The 24,686-nt window shown below is 72.1% G+C and carries 1 protein-coding gene and 2 pseudogenes; all 3 read left to right on the top strand.

Going from position 1 to position 24,686, the window contains the following annotated elements; translation table 11 throughout:
* Nucleotides 1-20 precede the first annotated feature (20 nt).
* A complete protein-coding gene (locus GA0070612_RS24745; RefSeq protein ID WP_088990096.1) occupies nt 21-18,116 on the top strand; it encodes a type I polyketide synthase in 18,096 nt (6,031 codons plus the stop codon).
* Between the two features lie 44 nt (nt 18,117-18,160).
* Nucleotides 18,161-24,571: pseudogene (locus tag GA0070612_RS24740) on the top strand (SDR family NAD(P)-dependent oxidoreductase); the annotation flags it as partial.
* A gap of 33 nt (nt 24,572-24,604) precedes the next feature.
* Nucleotides 24,605-24,655 (top strand): annotated as a pseudogene (locus GA0070612_RS33085) (polyketide synthase docking domain-containing protein); the annotation flags it as partial.
* Between the last annotated feature and the right edge of the window lie 31 nt (nt 24,656-24,686).

The raw sequence follows: 24,686 nt of genomic DNA, 5'->3' as shown, positions 1-24,686 counted from the left end.
CGACGGGGAGTGACGTTCTGATGGCCGACGAAGCCAAGCTCCTGAATTACCTCAAGCGCGCCACCAGCGACCTGCGCGACACCCGTCAGCGGTTGCGCGAGATGGAGGAGCGCGACCGCGAGCCGGTCGCGATCATCGGCATGGCCTGCCGCTACCCCGGCGGTGTGGAGACCCCCGAGGACCTGTGGCGCCTGGTCGCCGACGAGCGGGACGGCATCACCGAGTTCCCCGTCGACCGCGGCTGGGATCTGGAGTCGCTCTACCACCCCGACCCCGACCACCCCGGGACGTCGTACACCCATGAGGGTGGCTTCCTGCACGAGGCGGGCCAGTTCGACCCGGCCTTCTTCGGCATCTCACCCCGCGAGGCGATCGCCATGGACCCGCAGCAGCGCCTGCTGTTGGAGACGTCCTGGGAGACCTTCGAACGGGCCGGGATCGACCCCACCCGGTTGCGGGGCAGCCGTACCGGGGTGTTCGCCGGTGTCATGTACCACGACTACGCGGTCAACCTGACCAGCATCCCGGACGACGTCGCCGGCTACCTGGGCACCGGCAACTCCGGCAGCGTCGCCTCCGGGCGGGTCGCGTACACCCTGGGGTTGGAGGGGCCGGCGGTCACCGTGGACACCGCCTGCTCGTCGTCGCTCGTCGCCCTGCACCTGGCCGTCCAGTCGCTGCGCCAGGGGGAGTGCTCCCTCGCCCTGGCCGGTGGCGTCGCCGTGATGGCCACCCCGGTCGTCTTCGTCGACTTCAGCAAGCAGCGGGGACTCTCCACCGACGGGCGGTGCAAGTCGTTCGCCGCCGCCGCCGACGGCACCGGTTGGGCCGAGGGCGCCGGCATGCTGCTCCTGGAACGGCTCTCCGACGCGGTCCGCAACGGTCACCGCGTCCTCGGCGTGGTACGCGGCACCGCGGTCAACCAGGACGGTGCCAGCAGCGCCCTCACCGCCCCCAACGGCCCGGCCCAGCAACGGGTCATCCGCAGCGCCCTGGCCAACGCCCGGGTTCCCGCCGAGCACGTCGACCTCGTCGAGGCCCACGGCACCGGCACCACACTGGGCGACCCGATCGAGGCGCAGGCGCTGCTGGCCACGTACGGGCAGGACCGGTCCGCCGACCAGCCGCTGTGGCTGGGTTCGATCAAGTCGAACATCGGGCACACCCAGGCCGCGGCCGGAGTCGCCGGGATCATCAAGATGCTGATGGCGATGCGGCACCGCACCATGCCGCGAACGCTGCACGTGGACGAGCCGACGCCGCAGGTGGACTGGTCGGCCGGTGCCGTGGAACTGCTCACCGAAGCCCGCGCGTGGCCGGACGCCGAGGACCGGCCGCGCCGCGCCGGGGTGTCGTCGTTCGGGGTCTCCGGCACGAACGCGCACGTCATCATCGAGGAACCACCGGCCGCCGAGGTGCCGCCCCGCAGCGAGACAGTGGTTTCCGCCCCGGTGCCGTGGGTGCTGTCGGCCCGGTCGCCGGAGGCGTTGCGCGGGCAGGCCGTCCGGCTGATTCCGGTGGACGCCGACCCGGTGGACGTCGGGTTCTCGTTGGTGTCGTCCCGGTCGACGCACGCGCATCGGGCGGTCGTCTTCGGGCGTGACGAGCTGGCGGCGGTCGCTGCCAGTGCGCTCGGCCCGGTCGTCGGGTCCGTGGTGCGCGGCAAGACGGCGTTCGTGTTCTCCGGTCAGGGTTCGCAGCGGCCCGGCATGGGCCTGGCCCTGGCCGAGGCGTTCCCGGTGTACGCGGAGGCGTTCGACGCGGCCTGCGCCGAGCTGGACCGGCACCTCGATCGACCGATCCGCGACGTGATCGCCGAGGGTGACGACCTGGATCAGACGGTGTACACGCAGTCGGCGTTGTTCGCGGTCGAGGTGGCCCTGTTCCGCCTGGTCGAGTCGTTCGGCGTCACACCGGACTTCCTGGTCGGGCACTCGATCGGTGAGATCGCCGCCGCGCACGTCGCCGGGGTGCTGTCCCTGCCTGATGCGGCGACGCTGGTCACCGCCCGAGGCCGGCTGATGCAGGCCCTCGCGGCGGGCGGGGTGATGGTCGCGGTGCGGGCCACCGAGGCGGAGGTGCTGCCGCTGCTCACCGACGGGGTGAGCATCGCGGCGATCAACGGCCCGCGTTCGGTGGTGTTGTCCGGTGTGGCCGACGAGGTCACGGCGGTGGCGGCGCACTTCGGGAAGTCGAAGCGGTTGCGGGTCAGTCACGCGTTCCACTCGGTGTTGATGGAGCCGATGCTGGCCGAGTTCGCCCAGGTGGCGGCGACGCTTTCCTACGGGTCGCCGCGTATTCCGATCGTGTCGAACGTGTCCGGGCAGGTCGCGGAGGCGCAGGACGCCGCCTACTGGGTGCGACACGTGCGCGAGGCGGTGCGGTTCGCCGACGGGATCACCACCCTGGAGGGCCTGGGTGTCTCGACGTTCGTGGAGATCGGTCCCGACGGGGTGCTCTCCGCGATGGGTGCGGACTGCGTGAGCGACGCGGTGTTCGTACCCGTGCAACGCTCTGACCGGGACCAGCCTGCCACGCTGCTGACCGCCCTGGCGCAGGTCTTCGTGCGCGGCGTCGCGGTGGACTGGACGCCGTGTCTGACCGGCGGGCGGGTGATCGACCTGCCCACCTACGCCTTCCAACGGCAGCAGTACTGGCTCACCTCGCCACCCGCCGAGCGGGCCGAGACGGCCGGCGATCCGGCCGACGGGCACTTCTGGTCCGCGATCGAGCGCCAGGACACCGCCTTCCTCGCCGAAACCCTCGGCCTCGGCTCGGACGGCGACCGCGAAACCCTGGAAGCGCTGTTGCCGGCGTTCTCCGCGTGGCGGCGACGCCGGCACACCCACGCGGTGCTCGACACCCTGCGCTACCGGATCGGCTGGGAGCCGTCGACCGGCGCACCCCACACCCCGGCGACCGGCCGGTGGACCGTGCTGACCAGCGCCGACGTCGGCGACACCACGGCGCTCCTGTCCGCACTCGGCGACGCCACAGTGCTCACCGTGACCCCCGAGCGCACCGCCCTCGCCGACCGACTGCGCGCCGCCGGCCCCACCGACGGCATCCTGTCCCTGCTCGCCCTGGACCCCGCGCTCGACCCGGCGGCGACCCTCCTGACCGTCGCGCAGGCCTGCGCCGACGCGGGCCTCGAAGCACCACTGTGGGCCGCCACCCGGGGCGCCGTCGCCACCGGCTGCGCGGACCGCCTCGACGCGCCCCGCCAGGCCCTCGCCTGGGGCCTCGGCCGGGTCCTCGGCCTGGAACGCCCCCACCTCTGGGGTGGCCTCGTCGACCTGCCCGAAAAGCTGGACCAGCGCGCCGCCGACCGGGTGGTCGCCGCACTGCACGGCAGCGGCGAGGACGAGATCGCGGTACGCGGATCCGGCACCTACGTACGCCGGTTGCGGCGTCAGCCGCACACCGAGGCCACACCCCGTGACGCGTGGCTGCCGCGCGGCACCGTGCTGATCACCGGCGGAACCGGTGGCCTCGGCGCTCGGGTGGCCAGCTGGGTCGCCGTCCGAGGAGCCGAACACGTGGTTCTGGTCAGCCGGCGCGGTCTCCACGCGCCCGACGCCGACGTGGTGGCCGCCGAGGTGCGACGCCACGGGGCCCGGGTGACGGTCAGCGCCTGCGACGTCGCCGACCCGGACGAGGTGAACCGGCTCGTCCAACAACTACGGGAAGCCGGCGAGCGAATCGACACCGTCGTGCACGCGGCCGGCGTCGACCACCACACCGACCTGGACACCGCCACCGCCGCCGACCTCGACGCCGTCCTGGCCGCCAAGGTCACCGGTGCGATCAACCTGGACGCCGCGCTCGGCGACGAGCCCCGCACCTTCGTCCTGTTCTCCTCCATCTCCGGCGTCTGGGGCAGCGGCGGGCAGGCCGCGTACTCGGCCGGCAACGCGTTCCTCGACGCGTTCGCCGAGTGGCGTCGCGCCCGTGGTCGCGCGGCCACCGCGATCGCCTGGGGCGTCTGGGCCGGTGGAGGCATGGCCGACGACCCGGAGATCACCGAGCAGCTACGCAGGCGTGGCCTGCTCACCGTCGACCCGGAACTCGCCCTCTCCGGCCTCCAGTCGGTCCTCGACCGCGACGAGACCAGCGTGACCATCGCCGACGTCGACTGGGACCGCTTCCTCCCGATGTACGCGTCCGCCCGCGTCCGCCCACTGGTCAGCACACTGCCCGACCACATTCGCCTACAGGCCACCGACTCGCCGCCGGCCGCGCCCGCCGCCGGCCGGTACGCCGCGATGAGCGCCGAGGAGCGATCCCGTGAACTGCTCGACCTGGTGGTCACCAACGCGGCTGCCGTCCTCGGGCACACCGGCGCCGGTCTGATCGACGCCGACCAACCGTTCAAGGAACTCGGCTTCGACTCGTTGACCGCTGTGGAGTTGCGTAATCGGTTGAATGTGGTGACGGGTTTGCAGTTGCCGTCGAGTGTTGTTTTTGATTATCCGTCGGCGGGTGTGTTGGCGGGTTTTCTGGGTTCGTTGGTGGGTGGGGTTTCTGGTGTTTCGGAGGTGGTGTCGTCGTCGGGTTCGGTGGATGAGCCGGTGGCGATTGTGGGTATGGCGTGTCGTTTTCCGGGTGGTGTGGGGTCGCCGGATGAGTTGTGGGATTTTGTGGTGTCGGGTGGGGATGGGGTGGTGGAGTTTCCGTCGGATCGGGGTTGGGATGTGGCGGGGTTGGCCGGTGATGGGGAGTCGTTTGGGACGTCGTATGTGTCTGCTGGTGGGTTTTTGACGGGTGTTGCGGGTTTTGATGCGTCGTTTTTCGGGGTGTCGCCTCGGGAGGCGTTGGCGATGGATCCGCAGCAGCGGTTGTTGTTGGAGGTGTCGTGGGAGGCGTTGGAGTCGGCGGGGGTTGATCCGCTGGGGTTGCGGGGGTCTCCGGTGGGTGTGTTCACGGGGACGAATGGTCAGGATTATTCGACGTTGTTGTTGGCGGTGCCGCGGGAGGCTGATGGGTTTTTGGGGACGGGTAACGCGGCGAGTGTGTTGTCGGGTCGGGTGTCGTATGTGTTGGGTGTGGAGGGGCCTGCGGTCACTGTGGATACGGCGTGTTCGTCGTCGTTGGTGGCGTTGCATTTGGCGGTGCAGGCGTTGCGGTCGGGTGAGTGTGGTTTGGCGTTGGCGTCTGGTGTGACGGTGATGTCGACGCCGGGGACGTTCATTGAGTTTTCGCGTCAGCGGGGGTTGTCCGGTGATGGTCGGTGTAAGGCGTTCGCGGCGGGGGCGGATGGCACGGCGTGGGGTGAGGGTGTCGGTGTTCTGGTGGTGGAACGGTTGTCGGATGCGGTGGCCAATGGGCATCGCGTGTTGGCGGTGGTGCGGGGTAGTGCGGTCAATCAGGATGGTGCGTCGAATGGGTTGACCGCGCCGAATGGCCCGTCGCAGCAGCGGGTGATCCGCGCGGCGCTCGCGGCCGCTGATCTCACGACCGCCGACGTCGACGTCGTGGAGGCGCACGGCACCGGCACCAGGTTGGGTGATCCGATCGAGGCGCAGGCGTTGTTGGCCACCTATGGGCAGGACCGTGCGGGTGGTGAGCCGTTGTGGTTGGGGTCGGTGAAGTCGAACATCGGTCATACCCAGGCCGCCGCCGGTGTCGCCGGTGTGATCAAGATGGTCCAGGCCCTCAAGCACGGTGTGCTTCCGGCGACGATGCACGTGGACGAGCCCACCCCGCAGGTCGACTGGACCACCGGCCACGTGCGGTTGTTGACCGAACCCCGCCCGTGGCAGCCGCAGACCGGTCGAGTCCGGCGGGCCGGGGTGTCGTCGTTCGGGTTCTCCGGCACCAACGCCCACCTCATTCTGGAAGAGCCCCCGATCGTCGAACCTGTCGTCGTTCCGGTGACCGCGCCGCACAGTGTGGTGCCGTGGCTGATCTCTGCGCGCAGCGACGACGCCCTACGCGCCCAGGCCACCCGACTCACCCACCACCTCGACCAACGGCCCGACACCGACCCGGCGGACGTCGGGCGTTCGCTGGCAGCCCGCGCCACCCTCGCTCACCGGGCCGTCATCCTGGGTACGGATCGACAGGCCGCGCTCACCGCTCTCGCCGCAGGGACGACGGCTCCCGGTCTGGTCACCGGCACCGCCCGGGGCGGGCGCACCGCGTTCGTCTTCTCCGGCCAGGGATCCCAGCGGCCCGGCATGGGCCTGGACCTCTACGACACGTTCCCGGTGTACGCGGAGGCGTTCGACGCCGCCTGCGCCGAACTGGACCGCCACCTCGATCGACCGATCCGGGATGTGATCGCCGACGACGCGACGGCACTCGACCAGACGGTCCACACCCAGGCCGCGTTGTTCGCCGTCGAGGTGGCGTTGTTCCGCCTTGTCGAGTCGTTCGGGGTCAGGCCGCAGTTCCTGGTGGGGCACTCGATCGGGGAGATCGCCGCCGCGCACGTCGCCGGGGTCATGTCCCTGGCCGACGCGGCGACGCTGGTCACCGCCCGAGGCCGGTTGATGCAGGCGCTTCCGACGGGCGGGGTGATGGTCGCGGTGCGGGCCACCGAGGCGGAGGTGCTGCCGCTGCTGACCGGCGGGGTCTCCGTCGCGGCGATCAACGGCCCGCGTTCCGTGGTGCTGTCCGGTGTGGCCGACGAGGTAACGGCGGTGGCGGCGCACTTCGAGAAGTCGAAGCGGTTGCGGGTCAGTCACGCGTTCCACTCGGTGTTGATGGAGCCGATGCTGGCCGAGTTCGCCCAGGTCGCGGCGACGCTTTCCTACGGGTCGCCGCGTGTTCCGATCGTGTCGAACGTGACCGGGCAGGTCGCCGAGACGCAGGACGCCGGCTACTGGGTGCGGCACGTGCGCGAGGCGGTGCGGTTCGCCGACGGGATCACCACCCTGGAGAGTCTGGGTGTCAGCACCTTCGTGGAGATCGGCCCGGACGGGGTCCTGTCGGCGATGGGGGCGGACTGCGTGAGCGACGCGGTGTTCGTACCCGTGCAACGCTCTGACCGGGACCAACCTGCCACGCTGCTGACCGCCCTCGCGCAGGCCTACGTGCGTGGCGTCGCGGTGGACTGGACGCCGTGCCTGACCGGCGGGCGGCTGGTCGACCTGCCGACCTACGCCTTCCAGCACGAGCGGTACTGGCCGAGCGTTCCGGAGCCGGTCAGCGCGACCGCCGCCGGTGAGCCGGCCGACGCCGAGTTCTGGGCCGCCGTCGAGGACGGCGACCTGGCGCGACTGGGCATCACCGTGGACAGCGCCGGTGACCTGCTGCCGGCGCTGGCCGAATGGCGTCGCAGGCGTCAGGACGCCGACGTCGTCGAGGGCTGGCGCTACCGGATCACCTGGCGTCCGGTCACCGGTGACGCCTCCGAAACTCTCGACGGCCGCTGGCTGATCGTCGGTGCCGAACCCACCGACGAGAACCTCGTCGGCTTCCTCGCGAGCACACTCGCCGAGGCCGGTGCCGACGTGCTCCACACCCACGACGCGACCGACCTGACCGACCTCTCCGCACCGATCGCGGGCATCGTCGCCGTGGCCGACTCCGGAGCCGACCTGCTCGCCCTGGTCCAGCAGCTCGCCGGGCAGGACGTGACCGCTCCCCTGTGGGTGGTGACGACAGGTGGCGTGTCGGTCGGGCGTGCGGATGTGGTGTCGCCGGCGGTGTCGGCGGTGTGGGGTCTGGGTCGGGTGGTGGGCCTGGAGATGCCGCAGCTGTGGGGTGGTCTGGTCGATGTTCCGTCCGTCTGGGATGCGCGGGTCGGTGCCCGGTTGGTGCGGGTGTTGGCGGGTGGGTTCGGTGCTGAGGACCAGCTGGCGGTGCGGTCCTCGGGTGTGTATGTGCGGCGGTTGACGCGTTCGGCGGTGGTGGTTGGTGAGCAGCCGGGTTGGTCGCCGTCGGGGACGGTGTTGGTGACCGGTGGTACGGGTTCGTTGGGTGGTCGGGTCGCGGTGTGGGCGGCCGAGCAGGGTGCCGAGCACCTGGTGCTGGTGTCGCGGCGAGGCCCGCACGCCGCAGGAACTGCCGAGGTGGTCGCTGCGGTCGAGGCCGCCGGCGCCCGGGTGTCAGTCGCGGCGTGTGACATGGGCGACCGGGATGCCGTGCGAGCCCTGCTCGACGGTCTCGACACTCCGGTGCGGGCCGTGGTGCACGCCGCCGGTGTCGAGCGCTCCGCCCTGTTGACCGAGACGACCCCCGACACGTGGGACGAGGTGTTCAACGGCAAGACCGCTGGTGCGGTGCACCTGGACGAGGTGCTGGGCGATGACCTGGATGCGTTCGTGGTGTTCTCGTCGATCTCCGGGGTGTGGGGTAGTGGTGGTCAGGGTGCTTATGCGGCGGCGAACGCGTTCCTGGACGGGTTGATCGCGGCGCGGCGGGTTCGGGGTGTGGCCGGTACGGCGGTGTCGTGGGGTCCGTGGGCCGGCGGTGGGATGGTGTCGGCGGCCGGTGATGACGGGCCGTTGCGGCGTCGGGGGTTGCCGCCGATGGCGGCGCAGGTGGCGATGGCGGCGTTCGCCCAGGTGGTGGAGTCGGGGGAGCGGGCGGTCACCGTCGCCGACGTGGACTGGGACCGGTTCGGTGCGTCGTTCACGTCGGCCAGGTCGCGTCCGTTGTTGGACGAGGTGTACGCCCCGGTTGCGCAGGCGAGCGCGCCGAGCGCCTTCCTGGACGGGCTCAGCGCCACCGAACGGTCGAAGCGCCTGCTGGACGTGGTGCGTACCGAGGCGGTGGCCGTGCTCGGGTTGGGCAGCGTCGCCGACATCGGCGTCGACCGACCCTTCCGCGAACTCGGCTTCGACTCCCTGACCGCGGTCGAACTCCGCAACCGGTTGGTCACCACGACGGGTCTGCAACTGCCCTCCAGCATCGTTTTTGATTATCCGTCGGCGGGTGTGTTGGCGGGTTTTCTGGGTTCGTTGGTGGGTGGGGTTTCTGGTGTTTCGGAGGTGGTGTCGTCGTCGGGTTCGGTGGATGAGCCGGTGGCGATTGTGGGTATGGCGTGTCGTTTTCCGGGTGGTGTGGGGTCGCCGGATGAGTTGTGGGATTTTGTGGTGTCGGGTGGGGATGGGGTGGTGGAGTTTCCGTCGGATCGGGGTTGGGATGTGGCGGGGTTGGCCGGTGATGGGGAGTCGTTTGGGACGTCGTATGTGTCTGCTGGTGGGTTTTTGACGGGTGTTGCGGGTTTTGATGCGTCGTTTTTCGGGGTGTCGCCTCGGGAGGCGTTGGCGATGGATCCGCAGCAGCGGTTGTTGTTGGAGGTGTCGTGGGAGGCGTTGGAGTCGGCGGGGGTTGATCCGCTGGGGTTGCGGGGTTCTCCGGTTGGTGTTTTCACGGGGACGAATGGTCAGGATTATTCGACGTTGTTGTTGGCGGTGCCGCGGGAGGCTGATGGGTTTTTGGGGACGGGTAACGCGGCGAGTGTGTTGTCGGGTCGGGTGTCGTATGTGTTGGGTGTGGAGGGGCCTGCGGTCACTGTGGATACGGCGTGTTCGTCGTCGTTGGTGGCGTTGCATTTGGCGGTGCAGGCGTTGCGGTCGGGTGAGTGTGGTTTGGCGTTGGCGTCTGGTGTGACGGTGATGTCGACGCCGGGGACGTTCATTGAGTTTTCGCGGCAGCGGGGGTTGTCCGGTGATGGTCGGTGTAAGGCGTTCGCGGCGGGGGCGGATGGCACGGCGTGGGGTGAGGGTGTCGGTGTTCTGGTGGTGGAACGGTTGTCGGACGCGGTGGCCAATGGGCATCGGGTTCTTGCGGTAGTGCGGGGTAGTGCGGTCAATCAGGACGGTGCGTCGAATGGGTTGACCGCGCCGAATGGCCCGTCGCAGCAGCGGGTGATCCGCGCGGCGCTCGCGGCCGCTGATCTCACGACCGCCGACGTCGACGTCGTGGAGGCGCACGGCACCGGCACCAGGTTGGGTGATCCGATCGAGGCGCAGGCGTTGTTGGCCACCTATGGGCAGGACCGTGCGGGTGGTGAGCCGTTGTGGTTGGGGTCGGTGAAGTCGAACATCGGTCATACCCAGGCCGCCGCCGGTGTCGCCGGTGTGATCAAGATGGTCCAGGCCCTCAAGCACGGTGTGCTTCCGGCGACGATGCACGTGGACGAGCCCACCCCGCAGGTCGACTGGACCACCGGCCACGTGCGGTTGTTGACCGAACCCCGCCCGTGGCAGCCGCAGACCGGTCGAGTCCGGCGGGCCGGGGTGTCGTCGTTCGGGTTCTCCGGCACCAACGCCCACCTCATTCTGGAAGAGCCCCCGGCCGCCGAACCTGTCGAGCGGCCGGCCGCCACGCCGTCGGTGGTGCCGTGGCTGATCTCCGCCCGCAGCGACGACGCCCTACGCGCCCAGGCCACCCGACTCACCCACCACCTCGACCAACGGCCCGACACCGACCCGGCGGACGTCGGGCACACCCTCGCCACGCACCGCGCCGCCCTGCCGTACCGGGCCGTGTCGCTCGGCGCCGACCACCGCGCCGCCCTCGACGCGCTCGCGGCCGGGACCGCCTCGGCCGGTCTGGTCGTCGGAGAGGTCTCCGACGGCAAGCTCGCGTTCGTCTTCTCCGGCCAGGGATCACAGCGCCCGGGCATGGGGCTGGAACTGGCCGAGACGTACCCGGTGTTCGCGGACGCGTTCGACGCGGTCTGCGCCGAACTCGACGTCCACCTGGACCGCCCGCTCCGCGACGTGATCACCGACGGCACCGATCTCGACCAGACCCTCTACACCCAGACGGCGTTGTTCGCCTACGAGGTCGCCCTCCACCGCCTGGTCGAGTCGTTCGGCGTCACCCCGGACTACCTGGTCGGGCACTCGATCGGTGAGATCGCCGCCGCGCACGTCGCCGGGGCCCTGTCCCTGGCCGACGCGGCAACGTTGGTCGCGGCCCGGGGCCGCCTGATGCAGAAGCTGCCCGCCGGCGGCGTCATGGTCGCCGTACGGGCCACCGAAGCCGAGGTACGGCCACTGCTGACCGAGGGCGTGGACATCGCCGCGATCAACGGACCGCGCTCGATAGTGCTGTCCGGTGCCGCCGACGCGGTGGCAGCCGTCGCCGCCCACTTCGAGAAGTCCAAGCGACTGCGGGTCAGCCACGCGTTCCACTCGTCGCTGATGGAGCCGATGCTCGACGCCTTCGCCCGAGTGGCCGGCGGGCTGAGCTACCACCCGCCGCGCATCCCGCTCGTCTCGAACATCACCGGACAGGTCACGACGACACCCGACGCCGACTACTGGGTGCGGCACGTCCGCGAGGCGGTGCGCTTCGCCGACGGCATCACCACCCTGGAAGGCCTCGGCGTCAGCACCTTCGTGGAGATCGGCCCCGACGGGGTCCTGTCCGCCATGGGCGCGGACTGCGTGACCGGGGCGGTGCTCGTACCCCTGCAACGGGCAACCCCCGACCAGGTGTCGACCTTCCTCACCGGCCTCGCCCGAGCCTTCGTCCGCGGTGTGCCGGTGGACTGGACGCAGTGCTACCCCGGCGGACGCCTCGTCGACCTGCCCACCTACGCCTTCCGGCACCGTGACTACTGGCCGAGCGCCACCCTGGCCGACGTCTTCGCCGGAGTCGACGGCGGTCCAACCGGCATTACAGTGCCCGACGCCGACTTCTGGGCGGCCATCGAGGACGGTGACCTGGACCGCCTCGGCATCGCCACTGACAACGCCGGCGACCTGCTCCCCGCTCTGGCCGAATGGCACCGTAAGCGCCAGGACGCCCAGCTCGTCGACGACCGGCGCTACCGCGTCGAGTGGCGCACGGCGACCGGAGACGCCGTGACCGAGCTGACCGGCCCCTGGCTGGTCGTCGGCCCCACCGCCGTCGGCACCGGCATCGTCACCACACTGGCCGATGCCGGAGCCGACGTCATCCGCGTCGAACTGGCCCCGACCGCCGACCGGGCGGTCCTCGCCGCCGTCCTCGCCGACCTGCCGGCAGACGTGAGCGGTGTCGTCTCGCTCTTCGCCCTCGACACCGATCTCACCGACCCCGCCCACGCCACCCTCGCCCTGGTGCAGGAACTCGTCCGGGCCGACGTGACCGCCCCGCTGTGGGTGGTGACGGCCGGTGGGGTGTCGGTCGGGCGTGCGGATGTGGTGTCGCCGGCGGTGTCGGCGGTGTGGGGTCTGGGTCGGGTGGTGGGCCTGGAGATGCCGCAGCTGTGGGGTGGCCTGGTCGACATCCCGGCTGCCTGGGATGCGCGGGTGGCTGCCCGCCTGGTGCGGGTGTTGGCCGGTGGGTTCGGTGCTGAAGATCAGGTCGCGGTGCGGTCCTCCGGCGCGTACGTGCGGCGGTTGACGCGTTCGGCGGTGGTGGTTGGTGAGCAGCCGGGTTGGTCGCCGTCGGGGACGGTGTTGGTGACCGGTGGTACGGGTTCGTTGGGTGGTCGGGTCGCGGTGTGGGCGGCCGAGCAGGGTGCCGAGCACCTGGTGCTGGTGTCGCGGCGAGGCCCACAGGCCGACGGTGCCGCCGACATCGTGGCCGCCGTCGAGGCAGCCGGCGCCCGGGCGACGGTCGTCGCCTGCGACATGGCGGACCGGGACGCGGTCAGCGCACTGGTGCACAGCCTGGACACCCCGGTACGAGCCGTTGTGCACGCCGCCGGTGTCGAGCGGACGTCAGTGTTGACCGACCTCACTCCGGAGATCTGGGACGAGGTGGTGTCCGGCAAGACCGCTGGTGCGGTGCACCTGGACGAGGTGCTTTCCGATGACCTGGATGCGTTCGTGGTGTTCTCGTCGATCTCCGGGGTGTGGGGTAGTGGTGGTCAGGGTGCTTATGCGGCGGCGAACGCGTTCCTGGACGGGTTGATCGCGGCGCGGCGGGCTCGGGGCGCTGTCGGTACGGCGCTGTCGTGGGGTCCGTGGGCCGACGGTGGGATGGTGTCGGCGGCCGGTGATGACGGGCCGTTGCGGCGTCGGGGGTTGCCGCCGATGTCGGCGCAGGTGGCGATGGCGGCGTTCGCCCAGGTGGTGCAGGAGGGGGAGCGGGCGGTCACCGTCGCCGACGTGGACTGGGACCGGTTCGGTGCGTCGTTCACGTCGGCCAGGTCGCGTCCGTTGTTGGACGAGGTGTACGCCCCGGATGCGCAGGCGAGCGCGCCGAGCACCTTCCTGGACGGGCTCAGCGCCACCGAACGCGCGAAGCGCCTGCTGGACGTGGTGCGTACCGAGGCGGTGGCCGTGCTCGGGTTGGGCAGCGTCGCCGACATCGGCGTCGACCGACCCTTCCGCGAACTCGGCTTCGACTCCCTGACCGCCGTCGAACTCCGCAACCGGTTGGTCACCACGACGGGTCTGCAACTGCCCTCCAGCATCGTCTTCGACTACCCGAGCGCCTCCGCTCTCGCCGGTCACCTGCACACACTGCTCGGCGCCGACGACAGCGCCGCCCCGGAGACCCGGGTGCAGGCCACCACGTCCGAGCCGATCGCCATCGTCGGCATGGCCTGCCGCTACCCCGGTGGAGTCAGCTCGCCGGAGGACCTGTGGCGGCTGGTCGAGACCGGCACCGACGCCGTCTCGGCGCTGCCCGGCGACCGTGGCTGGGACCTCGACGCCCTGTACGACGCCGACCCCGACGCGCGCGGCACCTCGTACGCGGCGGCCGGCGGTTTCCTCGACGGCGTCGCCGACTTCGACGCCCGGTTCTTCGGCATCTCGCCCCGCGAGGCGCTCGCCATGGACCCGCAGCAACGCCTGCTGCTGGAGACGTCCTGGGAGGCGGTGGAACGCGCCGGCATCGACCCGACCGCGTTGCGCGGCACCCACACCGGTGTCTTCACCGGCACCAACAGCCACGACTACCCGACGCTGCTGATGGCGGCACCGGACGCGGTGGAGGGCTACCTGGCCACCGGCAACGCCGCCAGCGTCATCTCCGGCCGGGTCTCCTACGCGCTGGGCCTGGAAGGACCGTCCGTCTCGGTGGACACCGCCTGCTCGTCGTCGCTGGTCGCGCTGCACCTGGCCGCCCAGGCGCTGCGGTCCGGCGAGTGTGACCTCGCCCTGGCCGGTGGGGCGATCGTGATGGCCACGCCCGGCACGTTCACCGAGTTCTCCCGCCAGCGCGGCCTGGCCGCCGACGGCCGGTGCAAGTCGTTCGCCGCCGCCGCCGACGGCACCGGCTGGGCCGAGGGCGTCGGCGTCCTGCTGGTGGAGCGGCTCTCCGACGCCCGACGCAACGGTCACCAGGTCCTCGCCCTGGTCCGCGGCAGCGCCATCAACCAGGACGGCGCCTCCAACGGCCTGACCGCCCCGAACGGGCCCGCCCAGCAGCGGGTGATCCGGGCGGCGCTCGCAGCCGCCGACCTCACGACCGCCGACGTCGACACCGTCGAGGCGCACGGCACCGGCACCAAGCTGGGCGACCCGATCGAGGCGCAGGCGCTGCTGGCCACCTACGGTCAGGACCGCCCCGCCGACCGGCCGCTGTGGCTGGGGTCGATCAAGTCGAACATCGGCCACTCGCAGGCCGCCGCCGGTGTCGCCGGGATCATCAAGATGGTCGAGGCGATGCGCCACGAGACCCTGCCCCGGACCCTGCACGTCGACGAGCCGACCCCACACGTGGACTGGTCCGCCGGCGCTGTCGAACTTCTCACCGAGCCCCGGCCGTGGCCGGCCGGCGACCGCCCGCGCCGGGCCGCCATCTCCTCGTTCGGCATGTCCGGCACCAACGCCCACGTGATCATCGAGGAGCCGCCGGCCGTCGCCGACGGTGACGAGCCGGCCCTCGGCCGACCGCAGACCGGCATCGTGCCCTGGACGCTCTCCGCGCGTGGCCCCGCCGCGCTGCGCGACCAGGCCGCCCGCCTGCTGGCCTGGGTCTCCGGCGAGGACGCCCCGGACGCCGTCGACGTCGGGCACTCGCTTGTCACCACCCGTGCCGCGCTGACCGAACGCCTCGTGGTGCTCGGCCCCCAGCACGCCGACGCCCTGGCGGCGGCCGCCGCCGGCAAGTCGGCGGCCGGCCTGGTGACCGGCGAGACCTCCGACGGCACGCTCGCGTTCGTCTTCTCCGGGCAGGGGTCGCAGCGCCGGGGCATGGGCCTGGCACTGGCCGAGGCCTTCCCGGTGTACGCGGAAGCGTTCGACGCGGCCTGCGCCGAGCTGGACCTGCACCTCGATCGGCCGATCCGTGAGGTCATCGCTGACGGCACCGACCTGGACCAGACGGTCTACACGCAGGCGGCGTTGTTCGCCGTCGAGGTCGCGTTGTTCCGCGTGGTCGAGTCGTTCGGTGTCACCCCGGACTACCTGGTGGGGCATTCGATCGGTGAGATCGCCGCCGCGCACGTCGCCGGTGTGCTGTCCCTTCCGGACGCGGCGAAGCTGGTCACCGCCCGAGGTCGTCTCATGCAGGCGTTGCCGGCCGGCGGTGTCATGGTCGCGGTGCGGGCCACCGAAGCGGAGGTGCTGCCGCTGCTGACCGACGGGGTGTCCGTCGCGGCCGTCAACGGCCCCCGGTCGATGGTGCTCTCCGGCGTGGCCGAGGAGGTCACCGCCGTCGCGGCGCACTTCGAGAAGTCGAAGCGGTTGCGGGTCAGTCACGCGTTCCACTCGGTGCTGATGGAGCCGATGCTCGCCGAGTTCGCCGCGGTCGCCGAAACCCTCACCTACGAATCGCCGCGCATCCCGATCGTGTCGAACCTGACCGGGCAGGTCGCGTCGACGCAGGACGCCGCCTACTGGGTGCGCCACGTCCGGGAGGCGGTGCGGTTCGCCGACGGCATCACCACACTGGAGGGCCTGGGCGTCAGCACGTTCGTGGAGATCGGCCCCGACGGGGTGCTGTCAGCCATGGGCGTCGACTGCGTCGCCGACGCGGTGTTCGTACCCGTGCAGAGATCTGACCGCGACCAACAGACAACGCTGCTGACCGCGCTCGCGCAGGCCTACGTGCGCGGCGTCGCCGTCGACTGGACGCCGTGCTACCCCGACGCGCGCCGCATCGACCTGCCCACCTACGCCTTCCAGCACGAGCGCTACTGGCCGGACACCGTGCGGCCCGCCGCCACCGGCCCGCAACCGGCCGATGCCCGCTTCTGGGACGCCGTGGAACGCGCCGACCTCGACCTGATCGCCGGCGACCTCGACAGCGCCGCCCGGGAGGCGCTCGACGCCGCCCTGCCGGTCCTCTCCACCTGGCGGCACCGCAGCAGGCAGCACGACGCCGTCAGCAACTGGCGGTACCGGGTCACCTGGAAGCCGTTCACCTCCGGCCGGACACCGGCCCTCACCGGCACCTGGCTGCTGGTGTCGCCCACCGACGACACCCGATGGGTGCGAACCGCCCTGGAGGAGCACGGCGCCCACGTCATCACCACCACAGTCGACGCCACCGATCGGGGCGTGCTGACCGACCAGCTCTGGCAGATCGTCTCGGAGACCCCCGACCTGGCCGGTGTCGTCTCCCTCCAGGCCCTGCACGAGAGCACCGGCACCGATCCCGCGTTGTCCACGCTGCGCCTGCTCCAGGCACTCGGCGACAGCGGCGGCGCGGGCGCACCGCTCTGGTGCCTCACCCGGGGCGCGGTCACCGTCGACCGGGACGACCCGCTGCGACGACCGTCCCAGGCGACGGTCTGGGGCTTCGGCCGGGCCGTCGCCCTCGACCACCCACGGCGCTGGGGAGGGCTGATCGACCTGCCCGAGCAGATCGACGAGCGGACCGCCGGTGACCTGGCCTCCGTGCTCGCCGCCGGCGACGAGGACCAGGTGGCCATCCGGCGTAACGGTCCGCACGGGCGTCGCCTCGTCCGCATCAACACCGACACCGACGGCTCCTCCTGGCGACCCGCCGGCACCGTCCTCATCACCGGCGGTACGGGTGGCCTCGGCGCGCACGTCGCCCGCTGGGCCGCCCGGTCCGGCGCGGAACACCTGGTCCTGACCAGCCGACGCGGCGCGGCGGCGCCCGGCGCCGCGCAGCTCTCCGCCGAACTGCAGAGCCTCGGCGCGCAGGTGACCATCGCGGCGGTCGACGTCACCGACCGGGCCGCGGTCGCCGACCTGCTCCTCGACGTCCACGCCGGCCCCACCCCGCTGCGGGCCGTCGTGCACGCGGCCGGGGTCGACCACCCCACCCCGCTCGACGACTGCACGGCCGAAGAGTTCGCGGCGGTCACCCGGGTGAAGGTGGACGGGGCGGCCCATCTCGACGAGCTGCTCGCCGGCCACGACCTCGACGCGTTCGTGCTGTTCTCCTCGATCGCCGGAATCTGGGGCAGCGGCGGGCAGAGCGGTTACGCGGCGGCCAACGCCTACCTGGACGCGCTCGCCGAGCACCGGCGCGCGACCGGGCTCCCCGCCACCGCCGTCTCCTGGGGCCCCTGGTCCGGGGCGGGCATGGCGGACGATCCCGCCGTCGAGGAACGCCTGCGTCGGCGCGGTCTGCTGCCACTGGACCCGGAGGCGGCCGTCGCGGCCCTCGCCCGGGCGGTCGCCGGCACCGACGCCACCACCACCGTCGCCGACGTCGACTGGGCGACGTTCACCCCGGCGTACACCATGGCCCGCCGCAGCGGGCTGCTCGCCGACCTGCCGGAGGCCCGCGACGCGCTGGCGGACGCGGAGCCCGACGGCCCGGCGAGCGGCACCGACACGGTGGCGGCGCTGCGCGAGCAGCTCACCGCCCTGCCCGAGCAGGACCGGGAGAAGCACCTGCTCGACCTGGTACGCACCGCCGCGGCCACGGTGCTCGGCCACTCCTCAGTCGACAGCATCCCGCCGACCCGGGCGTTCCGGGAACTCGGCTTCGACTCCCTCGCCGCGGTCGAGGTCCGCAACCACCTGAGCCGGGAGACCGGCCTCAAACTGCCCGCCACGCTGGTCTTCGACCGGCCCACCGCGACAGTGCTCGCGCGGTACCTCAAGAACGAGCTCGTGCCCGACACCGCGACGGTCCTGCCCACCGCTGCCGAACTCGACCGGCTCGAACTGGCGCTCACCAGCCGCGACGTCGACGACAGCGGACGGGCTCGCATCGTCCTGCGCCTGCAGAGCCTGCTGGCGAAGCTGAACACCGGCGGGGCCGACACCGACGGCGTCCCGGACGCCCTCGCCGACGCCTCCGACGACGAGTTGTTTGACCTGGTCGACAACGACCTCGGTCTGTAACGCCGGACCCCCTTCCCCCGCCGGCCCGAGCAAGGAGCGTTCTGATGGCGGACGAACTACGCCTGCGCGAATCCCTCAAAAAGGTGATCAACGAATTGCAGCGCACCCGCGACCAGGTGCGCGACCTCGAAGCCGCCGACCGCGAGCCGATCGCGATCGTCGGGATGGCCTGCCGCTACCCGGGCGGGATCACCACCCCCGCGGACCTGTGGCGCGTCGTCGCCGACGGCGCCGACGTGGTCTCCGGGCTGCCCGACGATCGCGGCTGGGACCTCGCCGCCCTGGCCGGCGACCCGGACGACCGTGGCTCCTCGCACACCGCGCAGGGCGGCTTCATCGACGGCGTCGCCGACTTCGACGCCGCGTTCTTCGGGATCAGCCCCCGCGAGGCACTGGCCATGGACCCGCAACAGCGGCTCCTGCTGGAGGTGGCCTGGGAGGCGATCGAACGGGCCGGTATCGACCCGGCGGCATTGTCCGGGTCGCGGACCGGGGTGTTCGCAGGAACCAACTCGCACGACTACTCGACACTGCTGATGGGCGCCGCCGACGACGGTCTCGACGGCTACCTGGCCACCGGCAACGCGGCCAGTGTCGCGTCCGGACGGGTCGCCTACGCGCTGGGCCTGGAAGGGCCGGCGGTCACCGTCGACACGGCCTGCTCGTCGTCGCTGGTGGCACTGCACCTGGCCGCCCAGGCGCTGCGGCGCGGCGAGTGCTCCCTCGCGCTGGCCGGAGGGGCCGTCGTGATGGCCACCCCCGGCACGTTCGTCGAGTTCTCCCGACAGGGCGGCCTCGCCGGTGACGGCCGCTGCAAGGCGTTCGCCGCGGCGGCCGACGGCACCGGCTGGGCCGAGGGCGCGGGAATGCTGCTGGTGGAGCGGCTCTCCGACGCGGTTCGCAACGGCCACCGGGTGCTCGCCGTGGTACGGGGCACCGCAGTCAACTCCGACGGCGCCTCGAACGGACTCACCGCCCCCAACGGCCCCGCCCAGGAACGCGTGATCCTCCAGGCGCTCGCCGCCGCCGGACTCTCCACGGCCGAGGTCGACCTGGTGGAGGCGCACGGCACCGGCACCACCCTCGGCGACCCGATCGAGGCGCAGGCACTGCTCGCCACCTATGGCCAGGAGCGCCCCGCCGACCAGCCACTGTGGCTCGGCTCGATCAAGTCGAACATGGGCCACGCGCAGGCCGCCGCCGGTGTCGCCGGGATCATCAAGGTCGTCCACGCGATGCGGCACGAGACGATGCCGCGCACCCTGCACGTCGACGAGCCGACGCCGGACGTGGACTGGTCGGCCGGTGCGGTGGAGCTGCTCACCGACGCCCGGCCGTGGCCGGCGGGGGAGCGTCCCCGTCGGGCCGGGGTGTCGTCGTTCGGCATGTCCGGCACCAACGCGCACGTGATCATCGAGGAGCCGCCGGCAGCACCGGCGGCCGAGTCGGTCGCGACGGATCCCGGTGTGCCCTGGCTGTTGTCGGGGCGCACCGCGGCGGCCGTCACCGACCAGGCCGACCGGTTGTCGGACCTGGACGCCGACGCCTCGTCGGTGGCGTCGTCGCTGTCGTCGCGTGCCGTCTTCGACCACCGCGCCGTCGTGCTCGGCCCCGATCACCGAACCGGGCTGGCCGCCCTCCGGGACGGCCTGCCGTCGGGTGCGGTGGTGGCCGGCTCCGCCCATCCGGACGCGGGTGTGGTGTTCGTGTTCCCGGGTCAGGGTTCGCAGTGGGTGGGGATGGCGGCGGAGTTGTTGGAGTCCGAGCCGGTGTTCGCGGCGAGGGTCGCGGAGTGTGCGGCGGCTCTTGCGCCGTTCGTGGACTGGAATCTCCTGGACGTGTTGCGCTCGGATGATCCGTTGGAGCGGGTGGATGTGGTGCAGCCGGTGTTGTGGGCGGTGCATGTCGCGTTGGCCGAGGTGTGGAAGGCCAAGGGCGTCACTCCGGATGCGGTGATCGGTCATTCGCAGGGTGAGATCGCGGCGGCGTGTGTGGCCGGGGTGTTGTCGTTGAGTGACGCGGCGAAGGTGGTGGCGTTGCGCAGTAAGGCTTTGCTGGCGATCGCCGGCAGCGGCGGGATGGTGTCGGTCAGCGCGGGTTTGGACGTGGTCACCCCCCTGTTGACCGAGGGTGTGAGTGTCGCGGTGGTCAACGGTCCGACGAGTGTCGTGGTGGCCGGTGCGGACCTGGATGCGTTCCTGGCCGCTGCGGAGGCGGCGGGGGTGCGGGCCAGGCGGGTGAAGGTGGACTACGCGTCGCACTGCGCTCTGGTCGAGCCGGTCGAGGCGGAGTTGGCCCGTCTGCTGGATGGTGTGCAGCCCCTGCCCGGCGCGGTGCCGGTGTTCTCCACCGTGGAGGGCGGCGGTGTCATGGATGCCGCCTACTGGTACCGCAACCTGCGTCAGCCGGTGCGCCTGGATCTGGCGGTGCAGGCCGCGCAGGCGGCCGGGCATCGGATCTTCATCGAGGTCAGCGCGCACCCGGTGTTGACCGGGGCGATCGCCGACGCCGTGGACGTGGCGACGGTGGGCACGCTGCGTCGAGGTGAGGGCGGCACCGGTCAGATCGTGCGGGCCCTGGCCGAGGCGTGGGTGCAGGGCGCACCCGTCGACTGGACCACTGTCATCCCCGCCACCCAGGTCGTCGACCTGCCCACCTACCCCTTCCAGCGTCAGCGCTTCTGGCCGCGCCCCAGCACCCGCGCCCACGGCGACGCCTCCGCCTTCGGCCTGGCCCCCGTCACCCACCCGATCCTCGGCGCGGCCCTCGGACTCGCCGGCGCCGACGGCACGATCGTCGCCGGGCGGCTCTCCCTCACCACCCACCCGTGGCTCGCCGACCACCGCGTCTCCGGCCGCCTGGTGGTCCCCGGCACCGCACTGCTCGACCTGGCCATCCGGATCGGCGACCAGCTCGGCTGCCCGACAGTCGCCGACCTCACCCTGGAACGGCCGCTGATCGTGCCCGACCAGACCGGCCTGGCGGTGCAGGCCGTGGTCGACGCCCCCGGAGACGGTCCGGACCGCGCATTCACCCTCTACGCCAGGCCGGACACCGCCGACGCCGAACAGCAGTGGACACGACACGCGACCGGTCTGCTCAGCACCACCCGACCGGACGCACCCGAACCGCTCCCGGTCTGGCCGCCGACCGGCGCGCAGGCCGTCGCCGTGGACGGCTTCTACCCGGACCTGGAATCCCGCGGCTACGGCTACGGCCCGGCCTTCCAGGGGCTGCGGGCGATCTGGCGCTCCGGCGACGACGTGTACGCCGAGGTCGCCCTGCCCCGGGGAACCGACGCCGACACGTACGGGCTGCACCCGGCGCTGCTCGACGCGGCACTGCACCCGATCGGACTGGCCCTCGAACCGGCCGGCACCGAACAGGGCGGGTTGCTGCCGTTCTCCTGGACCGACGTCGACCTGCTCGCCTCCGGCGCGGAGCTGCTGCGCGTCCGGCTGCGACCGCAGGGCCCGGACACGGTGTCGGTGCTCGCCGCCGACCAGAGCGGCAGCCCGGTCCTGTCGATCGGCTCGCTCGTGCTGCGCCCGATGGCCGCCGGTGCCCTGGACACGGCCGACGACCCGGCTCGCACCTCCCTGTTCCGCCTCGACTGGACCCCACTGACCCTGCCCGCCGCCGGTGCTCCCGCCCTCGTCGCTGTCCTCGGCGTCGACGAGATCGGCGTGTCCGCGGCGCTCCGCGAGGCCGGACACGACGTCGTGGCGTACGCCGATCTCACAGACGATCCGAGCCGACGTCCCGACCTGGTCGTCGCGCCGTTCGGCCCGGGTGGCACCGAGGGGGCCGTCGCCGCCACCGCCACCGCCGCGACGCACTCCTTCCTCGGTCTGCTCCAGGACTGGCTCACCGGACCGGACGCCCGGCTCGTGGTGGTGACCCGCCGCGCCGTCTCGACAGCTGCCGAGGACCCGATCGAGGACCTGGTGCACGCCCCCCTGTGGGGTCTGGTCCGCGCCGCCCAGGCGGAGAACCCGGACCGCCTCCAACTGGCCGACCTGGACGGCGACGCCGCCTCGGCAGCCGCCCTGGTCGCCGCGACCGGCACCGGGGAACCGCAGGTGGCGGTGCGCGGCGGCACCGCGTACGCGCTGCGCCTGGCCCGCGCCGCGACCACCCCGGCCCTGGTCCTGCCGAACGGGGACGAGCCGTGGCGCCTCGACGTACGGGAGCGCGGCACCTTCGACAACCTGGAACTGCTGCCCTGCCCGGAGATCGGCTGGGACCTGCCGGACGGACACGTCCGCGTCCGCATCCACGCCAGCGGTCTGAACTTCCGCGACGTGGTGCTGACCCTCGGCATGGTCCCGGACCAGCAGGTCCTCGGCAACGAGGCGGCCGGTGAGATCGTCGAGGTGGGACCGGGGGTGCGCGGCTTCGCCGTCGGCGACCGGGTGATGGGTCTCTTCTCCGGCTCGATGGCACCCATCGGCGTCACCGACCACCGCATGATCGCCAAGGTGCCCGACGACTGGTCGTACCCGGTCGCCGCGACGGTGCCGGTCGCCTTCCTCACCGCGTACTACGGTCTGGTCGACGCCGGCCACCTGCGCGCCGGGCAGTCGGTGCTGGTGCACGCCGCGACCGGCGGCGTCGGCATGGCGGCGGTCCAGCTCGCCCGGCACTTCGGCGCCGACGTGTTCGGCACCGCCAGCCCCGCCAAGTGGGACGTGCTACGCGCCGACGGCTTCACCGACGACCGGATCGCCTCGACGCGCAGCCTCGACTTCGAGCACCGCATCCTCGGGGCGACCGGTGGACGCGGCGTGGACGTGGTCCTGGACTCCCTGGCCGGTGAGTTCGTCGACGCGTCGCTGCGGCTGCTGCCCCGGGGCGGACGGTTCGTCGAGATGGGCAAGACCGACATCCGCCACGCCGACACGGTTGCCGCGCAGCACCCGGGCGTCGGCTACCAGGCGTTCGACCTGATCGAGGCCGGCGGCGAGCGGATCCGTGAGATCTGGTCCGAGCTGACGGCCCTCTTCGCGGCCGGGCACCTGCGCCCGATGCCGCTGCGCACCTGGGACCTGCGCCGCGCGCCGGAGGCGTTCCGCTTCCTCAGCCAGGCCCGGCACATCGGCAAGATCGCCCTGACCCTGCCGCCCCGGCCGGACCCGGAGGGCACCGTCCTCATCACCGGTGGCACCGGCACGCTCGGCGCGCTGCTGGCCCGGCACTTCGCCCGCCAGGGTCGCCGTCACCTGCTGCTCACCAGCCGGCGCGGCCCGCAGGCACCCGGTGCCGCCGAGCTGTGCGCGGAACTCGCCGACCTCGGCGCGCAGGCCCGCGTCGTCGCCTGCGACACCGCCGACCGGGAGGCCCTGGCCGCACTGCTCGCCGGCATCCCGGCCGCGCACCCGCTCACCACTGTGGTGCACGCGGCCGGCGTCCTCGCCGACGGCGTGGTCGGCTCGCTGACACCGGAGCGCCTGGACGAGGTGCTGCGGCCCAAGGTGGACGCGGCCTGGCACCTGCACGAGCTGACCCAGGCCGCGCCGGTCGCCGAGTTCGTGCTCTTCTCCGCCGGCGCCGGGACCTTCGGCGGCGCCGGGCAGGCGAACTACGCGGCGGCCAACACGTTCCTCGACGCCCTCGCCCAGCACCGGCGCGACCAGGGGCTACCCGCCGTGGCGCTGGCCTGGGGCCTGTGGGCCGACGCCAGTGGGATGACCGGTCACCTGGACGCCACCGACCACGCCCGGATGGCCCGGGGCGGCATGGCCCCACTCACCGCCGAGCAGGGACTCGCCCTGCTGGACGCGGCACTGCGCCACGACGAGGCGATCCTGGTCCCCGCGAACATCGACACCGGGATCCTGCGGGGGCAGGGCGGCGCGGTGGCACCGCTGCTGCGCGGCCTGGTGCGCGCACCCGCCCGCCGTGCGGCCGCCACCGCCACCGACACCGGCGACGACCTCGGCCGGCGGTTGGCCGGGCTCGGCGCGGCGGACCAGCAGCGGATCCTGCTCGATCTGGTACGCGGCCACGCCACAGTGGTCCTGGGCCGCCCCGCCTCGGAGCCGATCGAGGCCACCCGCGCGTTCAAGGAACTCGGCTTCGACTCGCTGACCGCCGTCGAGCTGCGCAACCGGCTCAACGGCGCGACCGCGCTGCGGCTGCCCGCCACGCTCGTCTTCGACTACCCCAACGCCCAGGCGCTCGCCGAGCACCTGGGCAAGGAACTCACCACCGGATCCGAGCCGGACGGGAACGCGGTGCACGTCGCGTTCGACCGGCTGACCGGCGCGATCGCGGCGCTGGACGTCGAGGCGCTGGCCGGCACCGGCATCGCGTCCCGGCTTCGGGAACTGCTCGCCGCCGTGGAACCGGCAGCCGCCGTGCCCACCGCGACCACGTCCGACGACGCCGACCTCGACGACGCCTCGGCCGAGGACATCTTCGACCTGATCGACAACGAACTCGACTTTCCGTGATCCACCACTTCCGTCCTAGGGGAGGGCCGAACGATGGCCGATGAGCAGCAGCTTCTCGACTACCTCAAGAAGGTCACCGCTGATCTGCGGCGCACCAAGCGTCAGCTGCAGGCCG

The organism is Micromonospora chokoriensis (assembly GCF_900091505.1).
GTDB lineage: Bacteria > Actinomycetota > Actinomycetes > Mycobacteriales > Micromonosporaceae > Micromonospora > Micromonospora chokoriensis.
The sequence above is the reverse complement of the archived record's forward strand: the minus strand, read 5'-3'. Positions and strand labels throughout refer to the sequence as shown.